At 62.0% G+C, this 17,205-nt stretch carries 17 protein-coding genes and 1 pseudogene; 4 read left to right on the top strand and 14 right to left on the bottom strand.

The annotated features are described in order from the left end of the window. Positions 1 to 356: 356 nt before the first annotated feature. The 3 genes from NJ75_RS22320 to NJ75_RS22330 are packed head-to-tail and all read right to left on the bottom strand — an operon-like array spanning position 357 to position 3,782. Positions 357 to 2,396: a hypothetical protein gene (locus NJ75_RS22320; RefSeq protein ID WP_039338493.1), complete on the bottom strand. Its 2,040-nt coding sequence runs from the start codon at positions 2,394 to 2,396 to the stop codon at positions 357 to 359. Then, the gene (locus NJ75_RS22325; RefSeq protein WP_039338494.1) at positions 2,396 to 2,875 is read right to left on the bottom strand and encodes a hypothetical protein; all 480 of its coding nucleotides are present in this window, start codon (positions 2,873 to 2,875) and stop codon (positions 2,396 to 2,398) included. The genes NJ75_RS22320 and NJ75_RS22325 overlap by 1 nt, the downstream gene beginning before the upstream one ends. A gap of 1 nt (position 2,876) precedes the next feature. Continuing rightward, the gene (locus NJ75_RS22330) at positions 2,877 to 3,782 is read right to left on the bottom strand and encodes a hypothetical protein (RefSeq protein ID WP_039338495.1); all 906 of its coding nucleotides are present in this window, start codon (positions 3,780 to 3,782) and stop codon (positions 2,877 to 2,879) included. A 611-nt stretch (positions 3,783 to 4,393) separates the two neighbouring features. Here NJ75_RS22330 and NJ75_RS22335 point away from each other — a divergent pair. Both NJ75_RS22335 and NJ75_RS25485 read left to right on the top strand, forming a co-directional pair. After that, complete coding sequence (locus tag NJ75_RS22335; protein WP_039338496.1) at positions 4,394 to 5,035, top strand: S24 family peptidase; 642 nt, start codon at positions 4,394 to 4,396, stop codon at positions 5,033 to 5,035. 445 nt (positions 5,036 to 5,480) lie between these two features. Next, on the top strand, positions 5,481 to 5,762 hold the full coding sequence (locus NJ75_RS25485; RefSeq protein WP_082013547.1) for a DUF6961 family protein: 282 nt from the start codon (positions 5,481 to 5,483) through the stop codon (positions 5,760 to 5,762). A gap of 23 nt (positions 5,763 to 5,785) precedes the next feature. Here the strand turns inward: NJ75_RS25485 and NJ75_RS22340 are convergent, their stop codons facing one another. The 4 genes from NJ75_RS22340 to NJ75_RS22355 form a co-directional block, all read right to left on the bottom strand. Continuing rightward, complete coding sequence (locus NJ75_RS22340; RefSeq protein WP_039338497.1) at positions 5,786 to 6,025, bottom strand: hypothetical protein; 240 nt, start codon at positions 6,023 to 6,025, stop codon at positions 5,786 to 5,788. A gap of 70 nt (positions 6,026 to 6,095) precedes the next feature. Further along, positions 6,096 to 9,023: a MobF family relaxase gene (mobF, locus tag NJ75_RS22345; RefSeq protein WP_039338498.1), complete on the bottom strand. Its 2,928-nt coding sequence runs from the start codon at positions 9,021 to 9,023 to the stop codon at positions 6,096 to 6,098. A gap of 37 nt (positions 9,024 to 9,060) precedes the next feature. Further along, a complete protein-coding gene (locus NJ75_RS22350) occupies positions 9,061 to 11,457 on the bottom strand; it encodes a type IV secretion system DNA-binding domain-containing protein (RefSeq protein WP_039338499.1) in 2,397 nt (798 codons plus the stop codon). Further along, a complete protein-coding gene (locus NJ75_RS22355) occupies positions 11,447 to 11,779 on the bottom strand; it encodes a hypothetical protein (protein WP_039338500.1) in 333 nt (110 codons plus the stop codon). The genes NJ75_RS22350 and NJ75_RS22355 overlap by 11 nt, the downstream gene beginning before the upstream one ends. Positions 11,780 to 12,218: 439 nt before the next feature. Here NJ75_RS22355 and NJ75_RS22360 point away from each other — a divergent pair, with 439 nt between their 5' ends. Further along, on the top strand, positions 12,219 to 12,413 hold the full coding sequence (locus tag NJ75_RS22360) for a hypothetical protein (RefSeq protein WP_039338501.1): 195 nt from the start codon (positions 12,219 to 12,221) through the stop codon (positions 12,411 to 12,413). Between the two features lie 102 nt (positions 12,414 to 12,515). On the opposite strand, the gene NJ75_RS22365 is transcribed toward NJ75_RS22360, so the two are convergent. Then, entirely contained in the window at positions 12,516 to 12,752 is a 237-nt protein-coding gene (locus NJ75_RS22365) for a hypothetical protein (protein WP_030092316.1), read from the bottom strand. Between the two features lie 304 nt (positions 12,753 to 13,056). Between NJ75_RS22365 and NJ75_RS22370 the strand changes: the two genes are divergently transcribed. Continuing rightward, positions 13,057 to 13,287 carry a DUF6437 family protein gene (locus tag NJ75_RS22370; protein ID WP_039338502.1) on the top strand — a complete coding sequence of 77 codons (231 nt, stop codon included), beginning with the start codon at positions 13,057 to 13,059 and terminating at the stop codon, positions 13,285 to 13,287. Between the two features lie 115 nt (positions 13,288 to 13,402). Here the strand turns inward: NJ75_RS22370 and NJ75_RS22375 are convergent, their stop codons facing one another. The 6 genes and pseudogenes from NJ75_RS22375 to NJ75_RS24090 all read right to left on the bottom strand — a co-directional run. Continuing rightward, positions 13,403 to 13,792, bottom strand: a complete 390-nt coding sequence (locus tag NJ75_RS22375) for a single-stranded DNA-binding protein (protein ID WP_007688363.1) — start codon at positions 13,790 to 13,792, stop codon at positions 13,403 to 13,405. Between the two features lie 301 nt (positions 13,793 to 14,093). Continuing rightward, positions 14,094 to 14,519 carry a DUF6915 family protein gene (locus NJ75_RS22380; RefSeq protein WP_039338503.1) on the bottom strand — a complete coding sequence of 142 codons (426 nt, stop codon included), beginning with the start codon at positions 14,517 to 14,519 and terminating at the stop codon, positions 14,094 to 14,096. A gap of 10 nt (positions 14,520 to 14,529) precedes the next feature. After that, the gene (locus NJ75_RS22385) at positions 14,530 to 14,991 is read right to left on the bottom strand and encodes a DUF6878 family protein (RefSeq protein ID WP_039338504.1); all 462 of its coding nucleotides are present in this window, start codon (positions 14,989 to 14,991) and stop codon (positions 14,530 to 14,532) included. A 121-nt stretch (positions 14,992 to 15,112) separates the two neighbouring features. Next, positions 15,113 to 16,066: a DUF2493 domain-containing protein gene (locus NJ75_RS22390; RefSeq protein WP_039338505.1), complete on the bottom strand. Its 954-nt coding sequence runs from the start codon at positions 16,064 to 16,066 to the stop codon at positions 15,113 to 15,115. Between the two features lie 304 nt (positions 16,067 to 16,370). After that, positions 16,371 to 16,793: a hypothetical protein gene (locus NJ75_RS22395; RefSeq protein WP_039338506.1), complete on the bottom strand. Its 423-nt coding sequence runs from the start codon at positions 16,791 to 16,793 to the stop codon at positions 16,371 to 16,373. Positions 16,794 to 16,804: 11 nt separating this feature from the next. Continuing rightward, positions 16,805 to 17,134: pseudogene (locus NJ75_RS24090) on the bottom strand (zincin-like metallopeptidase domain-containing protein); the annotation flags it as partial. Positions 17,135 to 17,205 lie beyond the last annotated feature (71 nt).

The following is a 17,205-nucleotide window of genomic DNA, read 5'->3' on the forward strand; positions in this document are numbered from 1 at the left end:
GTTGCTACTGCGCGCTGAACCTACGGCAGGAATGGATCACATCCATTTGGTGCGTGAGCGTCCGGGTTTGCGGCGGCATTAGCCAGTCAGCTGGGCCTCTCCGCAGCGGTCGCTGCCGACTAGTTCAAGACTTCAGCATCGCTGATCTGGACGTCAGATTTTGCAGATATCAGCCATTCGGCCGCGCAAAGCTGTTTAAAACTTGGTTGGCGCCCAATCACATAGCGGATCGAGAGCCTCTGTTGCGTCGCTGGTCATTTGAAACCTTGTGCGGTTGCAGGCGAAGAACCAGTATCCGAACCGCGCCTTGATCGATGCACGTGCCGGGTTCGTTCGTTCGAAAGAGGCGGCTGGGTTCAGGCCTCGTCTCTAATCCGATCAATGATACGGCCGCCGAACTCAATGAGCTTGTGATCAACGTTCGCAACGAATTTGCGGACACTTTCCAGATCCTCGCTCGTGGCGATCAGAATCTGCTTGCCCGTCGACGCGATCCGGCTGGCCTCGAAAATCAGCCCGGCGACGCTCGCCGACGCAGCCTCCTGCTGCCGCGGCTCGTCGAAGACGACTAGGCCCGGGTGGTTGGTATCACCAACCTTAGCCACGTCGAGCAGACCAAGCTGATACGCCCACTTCAGACGGATGCTGTCGCTGGCCGAAAGCTCGAAGCCGATCTCGAAGCCCTCCTTTTCGGGGCGATATGTGTCCTCGGAGACCGTGAGATCGGCAGCCCCGAAGGTGTTGAAGCCATATCGGACGAGCTGACGTCGTATAGACCCTCGGAGCGCATCGATCTTGACGACGTCGGCCGCGCTTAGGCGCTCGGCGGGGAGCTGCTTCGTCTCGGCCTGCAGGCTGGCCCAGCGCACGACCTGTTCGGCGAGACCGTTGATCTGCTCGGCGAAGCGCGCGTCGATGTCCCTAAGCTGGATGAGATGCTGCTCAATGCGGAGCCGCTCCTCGATGAATGAGGCGGATGCCGCATGTGACGGCGCGATCAGGTCCGAGCGCAGAGCGCGCAGACGGGAAGTCTGCCGACGGAGTTCCTCGCCGGTCGTGACGAGCTCGAGGTCAAGATCGCGGATGATCGCGACCGACCGATCGGCGATACGCTTAAACGCCTTCCTCTGCGCGTCGATGTATTGGATGTTGTCCTCGAGCGACATCACGGCATCGAGAGTGCCTTGCGGCAGAAGTGCGTCATCAATGGCCTGCTCACACGTGGGGCACTGGTTCGGGTCGAGTTCCCGCGCGAGGGTGGAGCCGAACTTCTGCAGCTTCAGCGCATCCTTGTTCTTCTTCAGATCTTCTTCAAGTTGAATGAGGCGCTGGGCGGTTGACGCCTGTTGGATCAGTTCGGTCTGGCGCGCACGGAAGATCGTTGCCCGCTCAGCATTGATCATTTGGATCTCAGCTGCGAGCTTGTCGGCTTCCGCGGCTGCACCTTCGGCGACCGTCTCGACCTCGGGGATGTGCTGCTCCTCGAGCGCTGTCAGTTCAGCCGCCAGTTCCGCGATGCGGTTGGGTAGCCGACGCCAGCCGTCCCTGGTGGAGACCTCAAGATAGGCGTTGCGAACGTCCGTCTCGATCGCTGCCGGGGCGGCGGGAAGTGCGACTACACGCAGTCCCGAAGCCGTGGCGAGCGCCTTGACCGCCTCGACCGCCTTGACCCACTCCGTGCGGGCGGCAGCGGCACGAAGCTCGAGGTCCTGCCGTCGCAGCTCGTTCTCGTGGGTATCGAAATCCATCAGGAACTCGACCGCCCGCTTGTGCACCTCGCGGATCCGGAACTGCGTCGGAATGGCGCCGGGTATCGTGGTCCAGCCTACCTTCTGCTCGACGAAGAACAGAGGGAAGACGGTCTCGATGTACAGAGGGCAGTCGCTACCGTCGTAGCGCTTCACCATGGGAAGATCCCAGTCCAGAAACCCCGCGAGCTTGCGATGGAAGCCAGCTTCGCGCTGAGCCGCGCCGGGATCCAGCACGAAATAGTCCCCGCGCCGATATTCGCCCGGCCCCTGTGAGAGTTCCGGTCCCTCAACGACAGACACCAGCTTCCGGTCGGACTGCGAGACGACGTTGCGGCGAACGGTCATATGCTCGCCGCGAGCGTTCACGATCTCGACTGCGACGTAGGATTCGAGGACATCGGCGCGCACTCCGGTGCTCGGATCCTCGACATAGTCGCGCATCGCGTAGGATAGCGGAATCTCGCGCTTAGGACTCAGCATCTGCTCGAGACCGAGAGCGTAAAGGAAGGCGTGCAGCAGTGTGGACTTGCCCGAGGTATTCGGCGCGTAGAGGATCGTAAGCTTGGATCCAAGCGAAGCGTCTGTGCCGTAGAGGCCGGCGGTGGTCTGCACGCGGAGCCTGATATGGCTGATCCTGAGCGACATCAGAACGACTCCATCTTCATAATGCTGTCGACAACCTTTTCGGTAACCAGCTTGCCCACTTCGTCGAGGAAAGCCGTCTCTTCGGCGAGCAGGCCCGCTTTGCGGATCGCCTCGGCTGCGGCCTTGCCTTGGCCGCTGAGCGCGAGTGCCTTGCCGTCTCGTACTTCGACGATTCCGTTAGCCTTGGCGAAGGCTGCCGCCCGATTGACCCAAGGTTCGATCCGGACCGCGAGTTCGATCGGATCGCGCTTTCGTGCGAGCACCTCGCGCGTCTTGTCGCGAAGGTCACCGGTGCGGCTGAGATGGGCGAGAAAATGCACCTTTTGGATCGAGCAGCGCTGACCGCGCGCCGACGCCAGGACCATGATGAGGAGCGACTGCCCCCACCACACGCGCAGGTCTCCAGGGATCGGCGCTGGTCGCGCCGTCACGGTGAAGTCGCCCGTCAGGACCGAGCGGAACGTCTTGATATCGGCCATGTCAGTCAAGCTTCAGTGGGCAGCGCATGAGCCAGTCGCTCACGGAGCCGAAGGCAATGGTCTCTGCCGTACCATGATCGAGGTTTGGCACCGAGGTGAGGATGCTGGCCTTCAGCGCGTCGATCTCAGCTTCGAGCCGGTCGCCACCGCTTCCACCCTTGGAACCTAGCCGGAGCCGCCGGAGGCGTTCGGCGACGAGCCTGGTAACCTGCTCGAAAGCCTCGGGCGCCATGTTGCGAAGCTGTGACACCACGATCTGAGATTCCATGAAGACGCGGAGCGCATCGTCGATAGCCTCGTCCAGCTCCCCGAGATGCTCGAAGCGGGGTTCAAGCTTGCGCCGAAGGTTTTCGGTCAGGTTCCGGTTGCCGTCGGCCAGTTCTGCGACGTCCTCGCTGGTCGGTCCGACGATCTCGGGGCGGATGCGGTTGCGAAGCTGGACGCGCCGGTCCCAAGATGCATCGTCGAAATCCTCCTTGTCGTGTACGAGGATCTGGAAGCCCTCATCAACATACGCGAGCTTCTTTGCGATTACGTCTGCGGTCTTTTTGAGCGCGTGTTGAACGACGTCCTTGCTGTCGTTGAGCGGAACCGCAAGGATCCAGCGCTTAATTTGATAGCCGGCAAACATCTCCGCGGCCCCCTTGGAGACGTCGCAGAACTTGCTGATGTCGGTGGTGATCTTCGACTTCTGCTTGGTCGCCCGCTCCGCCACGCCGACGGGCTCGTCTACTGCGTAGCACTGGTACACGACGCGCCTGTTCAGACAGAAGTAGTCGAGTCCGCAGTCGCCCTTATGCTTCGCAGGGACCTTCTGGACATTCTCGTGCCCGTACTGATCCTGGAGGAGACGGAGGACGTGAGCCTCCCATTCCTTTCCGTCCCAAGCTTCTACGTCCACGATCACCCGCGCTTGCTTATCCCGTCGACGAAGGCTCTTTCCGGGTCTCCGCATGTCGCGCGGTTGCAGGAATTGCTGAACTAGAAGTGCCCCCGCCCGACGTTGTAAGTTAAATTTGATATTTGGCAATTTCCATTGCTCGTGGAGTGACATCCGCTTACGCCCGAAATCGATTAAAAGCACGCCTCGACGGCGGCATGCCTTCTTCTCGAACCAGCGCTAACGACCGCCGCAAGAATCGCTGAACACGGAACATAGCAAGAATCAGTAGAAGATATTCCCTATTTGTTCCACATCGCCGAACGCTGTCGCACCGGTGCATCAGCTTAAATCGGCGGGTGTCCATCATCAGCCAAAAAACTTCGTAAACGCGTCTCGGTCTGCCGACGGGGACATCTGCCCGATCTTAGGTCAGCAACGAGCCTCGGGTCTCCGACTGCCAATCGGCCAAACGTGCTCGGGGAGGTCCGAGTCTCCTTCAAATATCGTTCAATCTGTTCAAGAAGCTCCATGGCAAAAGACTCGCTTCGCGCTTGAGTTCCTGCTATGTTCTTACTAGGAAGGCATCCTAAATGCTAGGATTTATTTCCTAAGCTTGCACGGCAGGATGGTCAGTCATGGATGACGCACGCAGGACGCTGGACGAACTGATCCAGAAGCGGGGGGTTAACTATTCCTCCGTTTCGCGCCTTCTGGGACGAAATGCCGCCTACATTCAGCAATACATTCGGCGTGGCAGCCCCAAGCAACTCGACGACCAGGATCGTTCGGTTCTCGCGCGTTTTTTCGGGGTCGACGAAAGGGTGCTCGGAGTTCCGGCCAATTATTCAAGCGCAGTTGCCGAGTTGGTGCAAGTGCCTGTGCTCAATGTCGAAGCATCGGCGGGATACGGCGCCCTGCCCGGTATGGAGACCAAATCAGCGCAGTTCGGTTTTGACGAGAAGTGGTTGCGTCGGTTGACGGCGAGCAACGCTTCGAACCTTTCGATTATCGCAGTCCATGGCGACTCCATGGAGCCCACTCTTCACGATGGTGACGAAGTCATGATCGATCTCGGGGATGGCCAGTCGCGACTGAGAGATGGGATCTACGTGCTCCGAATGGATGAAATGCTCAGCGTCAAACGGATTGCGCTCGAGCCTCAGGGCAAACGCGCCTCGGTCTTGAGCGACAATCCTGCCTATCCGAGCTGGCGCGGTATCGAAAAGCGCATGCTCAATATCGTTGGGCGGGTTCTCTGGTTCGGGCGAGCGGTCTGAGTTGCCATTGCGATGCCAGGATTGGTTGCCACTTCGATTGTTGCCTCGGGATATGCTTTCACCTGCACGCCTACCCCTGTCCGAGTTGGTGACGCTCCGGTTTGGTGTGCTTAACGACCGCATATTCGGATTGCGGGTGTCGCGGCTCGCGAAATGGACGGATTCTTCCGGAAGAATCAGCCTTGCCCTAAAGACTCAGCGCGACAATCTCGTGATGCGCTCGTGCTGCTTTTGGGAGGTGGGAGGTGGGAGGCGGACGACGCCGACCGGTCCTATTCTTTTAGGCGAGCAAGCCATGAACTGTCGCTTCGGTGGTCCAGCCGGCGCTACTAAGGCCGCCTGATGCCGTCAGTCATCAGGTGAAGTTCTTTCCTGGGCCATGCTCTCACCCGGCACGGTCCTGCGCTGGAAGCGCTACTGGAAAGGGCCGACTTGCCGATGAACAGTGCTGCTCAGCGCCCGACTTCGCCACAGCGCTCGCCAACGACCGATCCTGTCGGCCCGAAAACGGAATGGTGCAGCTCAACCCTCCCCGCCCCATGGACAGTCTGCAATTCTCAGTGGGGGGTCAGTCAAGCAGTCAGGGGACAAGGCACCCTTGCACGTCACCGAACAGATTGGGGCTCTCGCACTTATTGGCGATGAGGCTGGCATTCGGACATGGCAGGCTATCGCCGAGCCGTTTGTCCAACTGAGCTCCAACGCCCAAGACCGACCACTCCAGTAAACCTCATCGACAAGGCTAACAGTTCATCCGATCGGCGAGAGATCGCCCGGAAAGAGACATGATTGCACGACCTGGCCGCCCTGGCTGTCGCCTTCGATGGTGAAACCGCGCATGCGTTCGACCAGATGACGAGCGAGATCGACCCTGGCGCTGCGCTGGGCGCGTGGGTCATCGGCATTGAGCCGGACGAGCGTGCGCTCCGGCGCAACGGCCAGCGCGACTTCGAGATGGGTCAGGAGGATATCGTCGGAGATTCGGGGCATGGGTCAATGAGAACAAATAAAGAACTTCACGTCAACCAGCAATGTGCGGACGTATGGGGACAGCGGGACGCTAGATACCTATCTCGAATGGCTTGGTGATCGACCGGTCAAGCTCTGGCGGCTTGCGCTCCGGTGCAAGATCCACACGATCTTTGGCCTGCCCTTTGGCTGCCGCATCGCGGAGGAGATCGACCGTTTCAAGCGCCGAGCGCTTCATGCCGGCATTGCGCTCGACCGCCGCCTCGAGCTTGCCAGCATTATCGACATAGAGCGTGAGGCCATCGCGCAGCCGCGTGACTGTCACTAGGAATGTCTGCTGGTTGGCCAGATTGCGCTCGCGGCTGTCCATCACCGCAATGCCGCGATCAGAGGTAAGCCCCTGCGCCATATGGGCATTGAGCGCATAGGCGAGATCGAGACGTCGCAGCATTGGATCGTCGCGTTGGAGTCTGTGCTCTGCGCCCAAGGATGTCTTCACCACGACAGCCTCTTTGTCGACTGCGACAATCCGGGCCTGGTCGGCATTGAGCAGGCCCCGCTGGTGATCGGTCTCGGTCCACCGGATCTTGTCACCGGTGTAAATGTCGAGGGCGCGAACTTCGAAAAGGCGTAGCGGATCCTGTTCACCTTGCGGCCGGATCTGACCAGGACGAAACTCGAGCTGGCGGCCACGCGCGTTCTCCAGCGTGACCCGCTCCCGAACCACATCGGTTCCGACCACCCGGTATTCGCCTGCTGAAAGGCCTTGGCTGCGCTGACGCCGCGCGACCTCGACCACCATGCCGGGGGCGTAGGTGCTCGCATAGCGCAGCTCCTCGCGGGTCACATTGACGCCCGAAAGGGTCTGGAGCCGCATGGTTTCAGGACCGAGCTCGCCGCTGGCCTTTAGGCCGGCCTGCACCGCATCGTTCACGGCGGTGCGCAGGTTTCGGCCTGAGGCATAGATTGCGGTTGCCTCGCGATCGGTGGCGGAAAGCGACAGCCAGGCCGCGGCAGCTTCGACAGCAGCATCATTCCCCGCCTCGATCACCTGGGGTGCGAGATGGCGCATGGCGTCCTGGATCCGACCTTCTTGCGCTGCCTGTTGTGCAGCTCGAAGGCCCTCTGTCCGTGCCCGGAGATTGGTGCTCATCACCGCAGTCTCGATCCCGGCCTGCTGCATCATATCGAATGGCTTACCGGCATCGACGGCGCCCAACTGCTTGCGGTCGCCAATGCTCGCAAAGCGGCCGAGTTCGAGAAGGTTTGCCAGCCGCACCAGCTTTTCCTTGTCCGCATTGCCGACCATCGATGCCTCGTCGAGCAGCACGACGGTGCCGCGCATGTCGGCCCGCGCCTCGGCGAGACGGTCCGCATCGGTCCCTTCAAGGAGATCGCGGTGTCGGGCGAGGAACCGCGACACCGTCATCGAGGGAATACCCGTATCGCGCTCGAGCATCTGAACCAGCGTGTTCTGCACCGCGAGCCCGAGCACGCCCCTTCCCTCTTCGCGCAGGATATCGGCAACTGGTTTGAGGACCGTGCTCTTGCCTGCCCCGGCGACGCCCTGGATCGCGACGATGCGGTTGTTCGAGCCAAGCAGCAAACGCCCTGCCCCTTCCTGTCCCGCGTTCAAGGTCAGGCCATATTTGATCTGGGACAGGGACTGCAGACGCGACCCGGCAAGGTCGGGAGAAACAATCGCCGGCGCGGCCCCGCGCCCGTTTTCGACCCCGGCAATAATGCGCTGCTCGAGGCTTATGGCGTCGCGTGTCGTCAGCAGTTCCCGGTCGGCGCCCCTGCCCTTTTCCAGATGTCCCTGGCGGAGCAGCTGGTCGACGCGGTGCTCAATGTCTGCAAGCGAGGTCGGCAGCGAAAAGCCAAGCGCTGCGCGGTAGACCTCGGCCCTTGTAAAAGCCGCCTCCCGCTCGCCCAGATGCCGGACAGCCGAAGCGACTGCATGAATTGCGGCGACCTGCTCGACGCTCCGATTGTTCAGCCGGGCGGGTGTCAGCGGGTCACCTTCCCGCAGGCCGAGGCGCTGAGCAAAGGAGGTTGCAAGGGCCTGAGCATTTCGGACGAGCGCGCGCATGGTTGGCCTCAAGCCGGTCACATTGCCAAGATCCTGGGCACTGCGAGCATTGGCTCTGGCAATCACCGTGGCGGGATCAAAGCCCAGCCTCGCGGACGCTTCCTGCCACTGCTGCGTCAGCGCATCGCGATCTTCGATCCGGCCCTTGTTGGCCCGGGTCATCAAGTTTGCAGCATCGAGCACGCCTGGCCCTGAGAAGTTCATCTGGGCGGCCGCTTCCAGGATTTCCGCTCGCCGAGAACTGAAGGCATCGCGGACCGCCTTGGGCACACCTACGGCCTCGAAATTGCCATGCATGCCGAACTCCCCGACCTCGTAGCCCAGCTTCTCGACGCTCAGACGAAACCGCGCCATCGTCATGGCATTGAGCAAGGTATTGTGCTGCCAGAGCTTGTCGTTGCGCAGCGCCCGCCATTTCCCATCGGCCCCTTTCGTCACATTGGCAATGACGGCATGGAAGTGGGCGTTGGGCTCCTGGTTGCGATTGGTATCGTGCTGGAACAGCGCGATCGCAAGGTTGCCGGTCTGGACGGTACGCTCCTTTCCCCGAACCTCCATCCGGGTCTCGGCAAGGTTCTTTTCGGCCCAGCGCAGGGTTTCCCGGACGGCCGACGCATAGGCATCGAGGATCCGTTTGTCGCCGCCGACCAGAGCAAGGACCGACCAGCTTTTCGGCATCGAAAAGGTGAGGTCGGTCCCCGCCCGGTGCGCCCGGTTGTCACTGCCCACGCGGCTACCATCGGGCAGCAGTCCCTTAAGGACCGCCTCGAATTGCCGTGCGTCTACGGAACCAATAAGCCCGAGCGCGGCAGCGCCCTTCCCCAGCCATTCACCCGAGCGATCGGCATCCGCCCGCGTGTAGTAATTGTCGGCAGCGAAGTAGTTGGCCGCGCCGCCGGCGGTGCGGACGTTGGCTACCGACAGCATCGATCGGTCCCCAACGCCAAGGCAGTTGGCGACATGCTCACATCTCCATGTCGCCAAGATCCGGACCAGTGATCGGCGGAGGCTCGTGCTCCCGCAAACCATCCTCGATCATCAGCTTGCGCGCGGCGGCATCACTCGAGCTTTGGCTCTTCGGGTTATCCGGCTTGCCCTGTTGCAGCCCTTCCGTTCCGGGCATGCAGGCCTGAGGCGTGCCCTTAGGCGAAGCCGACTGATCCCGCGCCGCTGCGGCTTCGCCTGTCGGGAGAACTGGGCGGGCGGATGGTCTAGCCTTTCGCGCACGCGCATCGGTTCTGGTATTCGACCGGTCCGTCTTGGCCTTGCCCGCCTTGTCTTGCCCGGAACGAGTTGCCGGTTCTCGCTCCTTCGACGTCTTGCCGGGTGTGCGTTCCACTGCTCGCCCAAGATCCTTGGCAGGCGCTACAGGCTCCTTTTTCGAGGCAGCTCGCGCACCCTGGTCGAAGGCGAGCTCGCCCTGCTTCGGGACGACCGGCTTGCCGGCGCCGTCATCGTTGGACGAGGGATGCTCGCTGCCAGTTGGCGCTGCCTTCTGCTCTGCCTGCTCCGCCGCCGGATGGATCTCCGTGACCCTTGCCTTCGGGCTGTCCTTGACCCTGGCGATGAAGGTTTCCGCCCGCTTGGGTCGGTCGACGGGCTTCAGCTTGACCGGTGCGGCGGGAAAGCCGTCGGGGAACTTGATGTACCCCGACAGGCGCGGAAGGTTCATCAGCTGGTCGGGCAGCAAGAGCGGCTCGATGTGCTTGCGCGGGGTGAGGCTGACCGCATCGCGGGCATTGTTGTAGCCATAGGTGTAGCCCTCTTCCATGTCCCTGACCTGGCGATGGCCGATGAAGTCGGAGCACCAGGTGGCGGTCTCGCGGTCGGCGGTTCCAAGGATCAGTTTGGTCCGGGCGAGCGATGCCAGCGTCATCGCCATGTTCTCGCCGTAGACCTCCTTGAGCTTGGCATAGGCGTGAAGGCCAAGGACAATCGCGCCGCCGAAATTGCGCGCCGTCTGCAAGCCTTTCTCGAGCGCCGGCAGGCGGTGCAATGCACCCAGCTCATCGACGAAGAACCAGCACTTGAGATCGCGGGTGCGGGGCATCGTCATCAGCGTGTTCATGGCGGTATCGAGCCAGAGCGTGAGCAGCTGCGCGCAGACGCTCATGTCGACATAGCGAGCCGAAATGAACAGGATCGAGCCTTCGCTTCGGGCGCTATCGGCCCCATCCTCGATCCACTGGCGGACCGAGAAACGAGGTCCGGCAGTCGGCAGCAGCTTGAGCGCCTTGGCGTTCACGTTGAAAACGGCGCGGATCGATTCTGCCATGCGGGCGGCTTCCGGCGCGGTCAGCGGATCGGCGATCGTTCCGCGCATCATGGCATGAACGCGCGAGAGGTCCGCGGTCATCAGCTCCCGCGCCAGGGCGTCGTTGGTCGCTCTGCCTTCGGCCACAAGTTTGAGGCAGAATTCGACGAACAGTGCGCGGGCAGCGATCACCCAGAACTGGGCTTCTCCGCCCCCGTCATGGGGGACGAGGGCGTCCGCGGCGGCCCAGAACTCACCTTCGGAGCGGCATTCGTCAAACAGGCTCCACTGGGGGCAGCGCGCATCGAGCGGGTTCAGAATGATGTCGCAATGGGCAGCATGGAAGTGCTCGATAAAGGCCCCGGTCAGATCGAAGACCACGCAGCGCTGACCCTTGGCTCTTGCTTCCGCGATCATGTCGGAGATCGCCACGGTCTTGCCCATACCGGTGGTGCCAATGAGCATCGCATGGCTTTGTTCGAGCCGCCAGGGATAGGAGACCGTGGCGATGTGCGATGGCCGATACGGAAAGACCCGGGCGATCTCTCGCGGCAGACTGAGGCGCCATTTCCAGCCCAGCGCGGTATCAAGCTCACGGGTGCGCTCGCGCCGGTTGTGTGCGGTCAATTCATCGACGAGCTCGGGGAGCGTGACGAGCATCGCGCCGCGCTCATGTTTGCGTTCTTTGGAGCGGCCACCGAACCGCTCGGCGAACCAGTAGAAGACGGCAAACGCAGGCACCAACAAGAACCCGGAACGCCACAAGGCACTGGTCAGAAGCGCCATCAGCCTCTCCCACGCATGGACCACCGGGGGGTAGTGCTCGAGCAGGGCAATCGGAAACTGGATGGTCGTGCCGAAGGCGGTTTCCAGGGTGATCCGTTTGTCGGGATCGAACTCCATGAAGCCGTAGATGGCGGCATAGATCCGCATCCAGACGAGATAGACTTCGTGATCGGTGAGCCCTGCCGAAATGGTCCACCATGAGGTCCATGAGATCACGAGCGCGGCGACAATCAATGGGCCCTTGAGACCCGCCGCGAACATGAAGCTGAAGTGTCCGAGCAGCTGGCTGCCACGCGTGAAGTTGACGAGATTACGCTTCATCGGAGCCTCCCTCGCCAGCGGCTGTGGAAAGACCGAGTTCCTTGCATTTGCGCACGTACGCCTGGTGAGCCCGACCGCGCAGCGCGTGGTCGGGGTGGCCTGCCAACAGCGCATCAACCCCGACCATGAGGAACACCGAGCGGCGGGAAATGCGCTCAATGGAAGCGTCGAGCCGCGAGGTAAGCTCGTCCTCGGTGCAGGCATTGGCGAGCAAGGCGCGAACCCACTCGCTCATGCTGATCCCCTTGGCCTTGGCAGCCCTGCGGATCAGAGAGCTGAGCTCGCTGGAGATGTAAACCTGGAGACAGATTGGCCGTGTCATCCACGGACTCCTTGTGGTCAGGAGCCCGATTCACACTGCGAAAGGCACGACCGAAGCTAAGTCAGATTCAAGAACATGTCAAGAACATAGAGGACTGCGGAATCCCGCCACTTCCGGCCTGACCTTGGTCAAATCCACGTAACTCCCCTCGCCCCCGTCAATTTTGAAGGAGAAGCTGCCATTTCACAAAATTCGCTCTATTCCTTTGTGATTCCATATTTTTTCTGCCCACCTTTCCTGCGACCCGTCGCGTAGGGTGTGCCCTACTGTCCCCAATTGCGAGGACAGGAACCAGCTATTGATCCTGTAACGGATGATGCGTTTTACGATCCCCATTCCCAGGGTCCTCGGCAAGTAGCCGATCCGCGGATCGCGATAGGCACAGACGGGATCGACGCCTATGATGCAGCCAATATTCCGGGTAGAAGGGAGGCGCCGCATGGGCCAGGTCACATTGAGTGCGACACCGAAGGGCAACGGCTTCCAGGCGACAGTCACTTACCCGAACGGGGTGTCGATCAGTTCTTCCGAGGCTTTCCCGACACAGGCAGAAGCCATTGAGGCCGCAGCGATGAAGGTTCTGGGTATGCCGGAACGGCTCGCCGATCTCGACCGTCCCGATACCCCCGACTGACGCTGGTAACCCGCCTCTCCGTACCGGCCGAGGGATGCCGAAACGGTCTACGAGCAAAAAGAAAGGAGGAAGCCCTGACGGACTTCCTCCCAAACCGGCGAGTCAGAATTCATCGCTGAGACGGCCCGGCACAGTATCGATGACACGGTCCAGCATGGCCTTGGGCAAGGCGCCGTAGTCGCCTTCATCGACCGCGATATAGCCTGCCTCGTCATCGGTCAGGACGTACTGTGTGAAGTAGCTGTGAAGGGACCGGGCATGGGCCTGATCCAGGGCAGCAACGAAGGCTGCCTGATCGGCGGCGGGACCAGCAGCGGCAATGTTCAGTGAAGCGTACATGATCTTTCCTCCTGATGTTCGATGCGTCGCATCAGGAGCTGCGAAGGATGTGGGTGACGGGCTGGGTCAGGGACCGCGATAGCGGCCGCGAAGCGGCGATGGGGGCAACGATTTTTGCCGGGCTTGGCCGGTAAAAATGGTGGGGCCCCGTCGTCCTTGACGCAGCCCCAAAGCCCGCATCACACTTGGTCTTTCTGCGAGAGAGACCTCTCCAACGCCTGCCCCACAAACCATTTTCCTACATGCGCCCGCAGTGCCAAGATCGGCAGCGGAGGGGACCAACGGCCAGCAAGAAGGAAGCACTATGGCCAGGTCCAAACCTACTGCCCGCGATGCCTTGAAGAAGCTGCGTGAACAGCGTGCCCAACTCGAGAACGAGGAGGCGCGTCTTCGCGAAGAAGCAGCGACCGAACTCGGAAAGCTGCTGATCGAGTGCGGCGCGGAGACGATCGATCCGGCGCAGTTGCGCCAGATCGTTCGCGCATCGATGGCGCTCGGGATCGAGGAGACGCTGAAGCGGATTGCTCCCGCGTAAAACCCATCCGGCGGCGGCAAGGGGTTCGATGCCCCGCGCCGCCGCATCGCACGCGTGCAAATGAAAAGGCCCCGATGGCGTCTGCCACCGGGGCCTTGTCGTGAGGCAAGGACATTCAGTCCTCGTCGATATCGGGAGCACCTTCGTTGCTGCCGGACCGGCCCTTGGTGAGGAAGTCGACCTTGTCGGCGATGATCTCGCAGCCGTAGCGCTTGGTGCCGCTCTGATCTTCCCACTGGGTGTAGTGGATGCGCCCTTCGACCGTCACGAGTTGACCCTTGGTGCAATACTTGGCGACGTTCTGACCCAGGCCGTTGAAGCAGGTGATCCGGTGGAATTCGCTGTCCTTGGCGGTGTAGCCGTTTTCGTCCTTGTAGGTCTTGCCATCCTTGCGGGCGGGACGGTCGGTCACGACCGAGATCGATGTGATGCTGGTTCCACCCTGGGTGGTGCGGGTCTCGGGGTCGCGAGCGATGCGGCCAACGAGGATAACGAGATTGGTCATGGGCTTTCTCCTGATCGAGCAATCCGGGTCCATCCCGGCTGCAAACCCGAGCAGAAGCGCCCCATGGCGAAGCGCACCGAAGGGGAACCCGGAACTGGTTCGGGTGGAGCGGGCAGCCGGGCACAGCCCGGCAACTCGGCCGGACCTGATCCGGGTTGCGCGTCTCGACGGGGGGTGATTCAGGGACAGGTTTGCATCGAAGCCGGGTGGAGCTGGATGCCTTGAACAGGTTTGCCCTGCCCCGTTTCCCTCCGGTCTTTGCCGGATCATCCACCCCGCCCCTCCACCGGAGAACCCCCTCTTAGATCACGGTACCGACCGCATGGCCCGGTGGCACGCTCCTGGGCGCAACTGCTTCACCGCGCCCAGGCATATCGATCGTCACCCCTTCAGCGCCGTCCAAAGGGTTGCCGCGAAGCATCCAGGCCTGCGGCGTGATCAAGCGCGCCCAATCGGCAAAGGAGGGGATCGAGCCCAGGTCTTCGCGCACGTGCTGTTCGCCGACCAGACGCACCGGAACGACCCGGCCATCGGCATTGACGAGGGTCTCGCCGAAGATCGCCTCCAGCATGAATATCCCCTCGGCATGGTGCCGCAGCGCGCGGTGTCGTGGGTCTGCCAGGATTGCCTTGGACTGGTCGAACCACTGGTGTAGCGGGAGATAGTCATCGACCGTGCCGCCCCATTTCCGGACCGACGAGAGGGCGTGGTAGAAGCAGTGGGCCATGCCTAGTCTCCTAGAGCTCGGTCGAGTGATCATCGGTCGCGGTGAAGCGCAGACTGCAAGCCAACACGAACGTCGCCTCAGCCACATCAATCACCAGTTCGCCGCAGGCACCGTCGTTGATCTCCCAGCCAGGATGGTGACGTTCGAGCGCCAGGTAGGTCAGCTGTTCGAGTGCCTGCCCGAGTGATTGCGGCTCTGCGGAACCAGTACGATCAACGCTGTCTGCTTCGCCTTCCATGAGGGAGACTTCCGGGCACGGGATCCCCGCGCCGGCTGTATCGAGGCATACACATTCTTCAACGACACCGCTGTCGCCGCAGCCGTCAAAGCGGATCTCGACACGGGCGATGCCGGCTTCCTGCAAGCGCGGAAGAATGGCGACCTTGAGCTGCTGAATCTCTTCGACCACCTGGGTCTGCCGCTCGGCCTGGCGAACGGCAAAATCGGCCATCACAGCCTCGATATCGATCATGAACTGCCTCCTGTAGAAAGGAGCCAACGAACTCCGCTGGCTCAAACTGACAGGCGCGCGCCTTTCCTCTGAAGGACGACGCCAGCGCCGATCCGGCGCTGGCGCGAAGACCGACAGGGCCTTAGTCGGTCCTGACCGAAGAGTTCTTCGGATTGGTACCGAGGGGCCCGCGCCGATCGACCACGGTGATCCGCCGGGCCTTGGCTTCGATGACCAGACGTTCGAGCACGCCATTGCCTGGAAAGGCGATGACGTAACGCGGATCAAGCGAGAGCATCCGCTCGTTGCGCTTGAAGCCGGCCCGGGCGCCCAGCCGCATGTCGAGCGAGAACGTGACCTGAGGGATGCCTCGACGTTCAGCCCAGCTCGATGCCAGGCGGTCGACGCCCTTGGTGTCGCCGCCATGGATGAGCACTATGTCGGGCACGCGGTCGCGGACCTTGTCGAGGGTGGCCCAGACGTTGTTGCCGAAGGTCAGTGCATCGTCTTCGGTCGCATGACGGGTGCGCCCGCCAGCGAAGACGACCGGGGTTCCTTCGGGCACGGCTGCACGGCGTTTGGCCTCGGCACGGGCGCGCAGGAAATCGCGACCTTCGACGAGCGCAGAAGTCATCATGGCGCTGTGATTGAAGCGCGAACTGGAGACCGGCTTCCACGATGACCCGAACTCGTTGAGGTACAGGGCTGCTGCGACCTCGCGCATCTCTTCAAGCGCCAGCATCGCACTTTCGGCGCACTGCGCCCGCTCGACCTGGGTCTCAAGGTCATGGGTGTGAACCTCGGATCCATCGGCCGTAGCAATCAGCGCGCGGACCTCGTCGGTCGCCCGGTCAAAGGCCGTCGATTTGCGTTCCGCCGAGCGGTGAAAGATGTTGACGAAGGCCCAGCCAAGATCCTCGGCGTCGGCTTCAAGAGCGGTCCCGGACACCATGGCGAAAAGATCGGACCAGACTGCTTCGAGGGTTTGGACAACAGCCTCCCGGACCGGGAAATCGCTGGTCGATACGGGAGCGGGTCCAATCGAGAAGCCGGCGAGATCGAGCCCGGCGAGTTGATCGGCGAATGACGTGTGCATGGGGTGTCCTCCTGACTGGCGTGAGGCCGACGCACCCGTTCATGGCTGCGCCAGCGAGAGCCCGTCAGGGCCAGCATTCAGGCAGGGTTGCGCACCCGTCAGGGGAAACCCGGCTTGGCGGGCTGGCGCGGGCAGGCCTTGAGCCCGCAGGGCGAAGGCCAACACGGGCTCGCCCAAGCCGGGTTGCGCAAGACTGGCGGCTGGCCCAAGGCCTCTCTCGCACGGCGACAAGCCGTGAGCGGTCGGCAAAACTCCGCCAGCAATGGCAACCCAAGACTACACGCCTGTCCAATGCTCGCGGGGTTCAAGCTGCGCGTTTGGTGTAAACCCCCTCGCCGTTCGACATATGCCCGAGACAGTCATATTCGCCGAACATGGCATCGAAACGGGATGCGATCTGCGACAGCCAGCGCTGTGCCCGCGGTGAGCGGGCCGTGCGCCAATCGGCGTCCCAATAGGCGCCGTCATCGCGTTCGACGATCCAGACGGCCACCAGCCCGCCGTAGACCGATACGCCAAAATCCGCATAGGCATTGCGCATGAGGATCCGGTCCTCCCGGCCGCGCCAGCCGTCATGCGGGATCAGCGACGGGAAGGCTCGGCCGGCCCGCTCGCGCAGGTCGTCGCGCAGCCAATCGTTTTCGAATTCCCAGTCGTCCTCGGCTTCGACCTCAAGCACTGTGAAGGCGACGATTGCGCCGCTGGGATAGCTGACTGATCGGCCCATGGCATGCTCCCTCAGGCCGCAAGCGCAGCGTCGTCTGACGCGTCGTCAAACTGTTCGGGCATGACCCTTCCGCCAAGCTTCAGCAGCAGGGTCGACGCCTCCTCAGCCTTGGCGGAAGCGGTCAGAATGGCGCGATCGTCATCCTTCAGAAGCTTGAGCCAATGCTCGATGTAGCTCGCGTGGCTGTCGAGATGTGTGACGGGCAGGCCCAGCTCGGCGCCGAGCATGGCGCTCGATAGCTCGGCTACAAGTTCTTCGGCGGCATAGGCCGCCGTGCCGAAGCGGTTTTTGAGATCACGCCCCAGACGGCTGGCATGGCCGGTCCAGTGCGACAGCTCGTGGTAGGTCCCATCCATAACGTGTCCTTTCTGTCCTCTTCTGCCAATCAAGCAGGACACATGATCCGAGCCCC

The organism is Novosphingobium subterraneum (assembly GCF_000807925.1).
Classification (GTDB): Bacteria; Pseudomonadota; Alphaproteobacteria; order Sphingomonadales; family Sphingomonadaceae; genus Novosphingobium; species Novosphingobium subterraneum.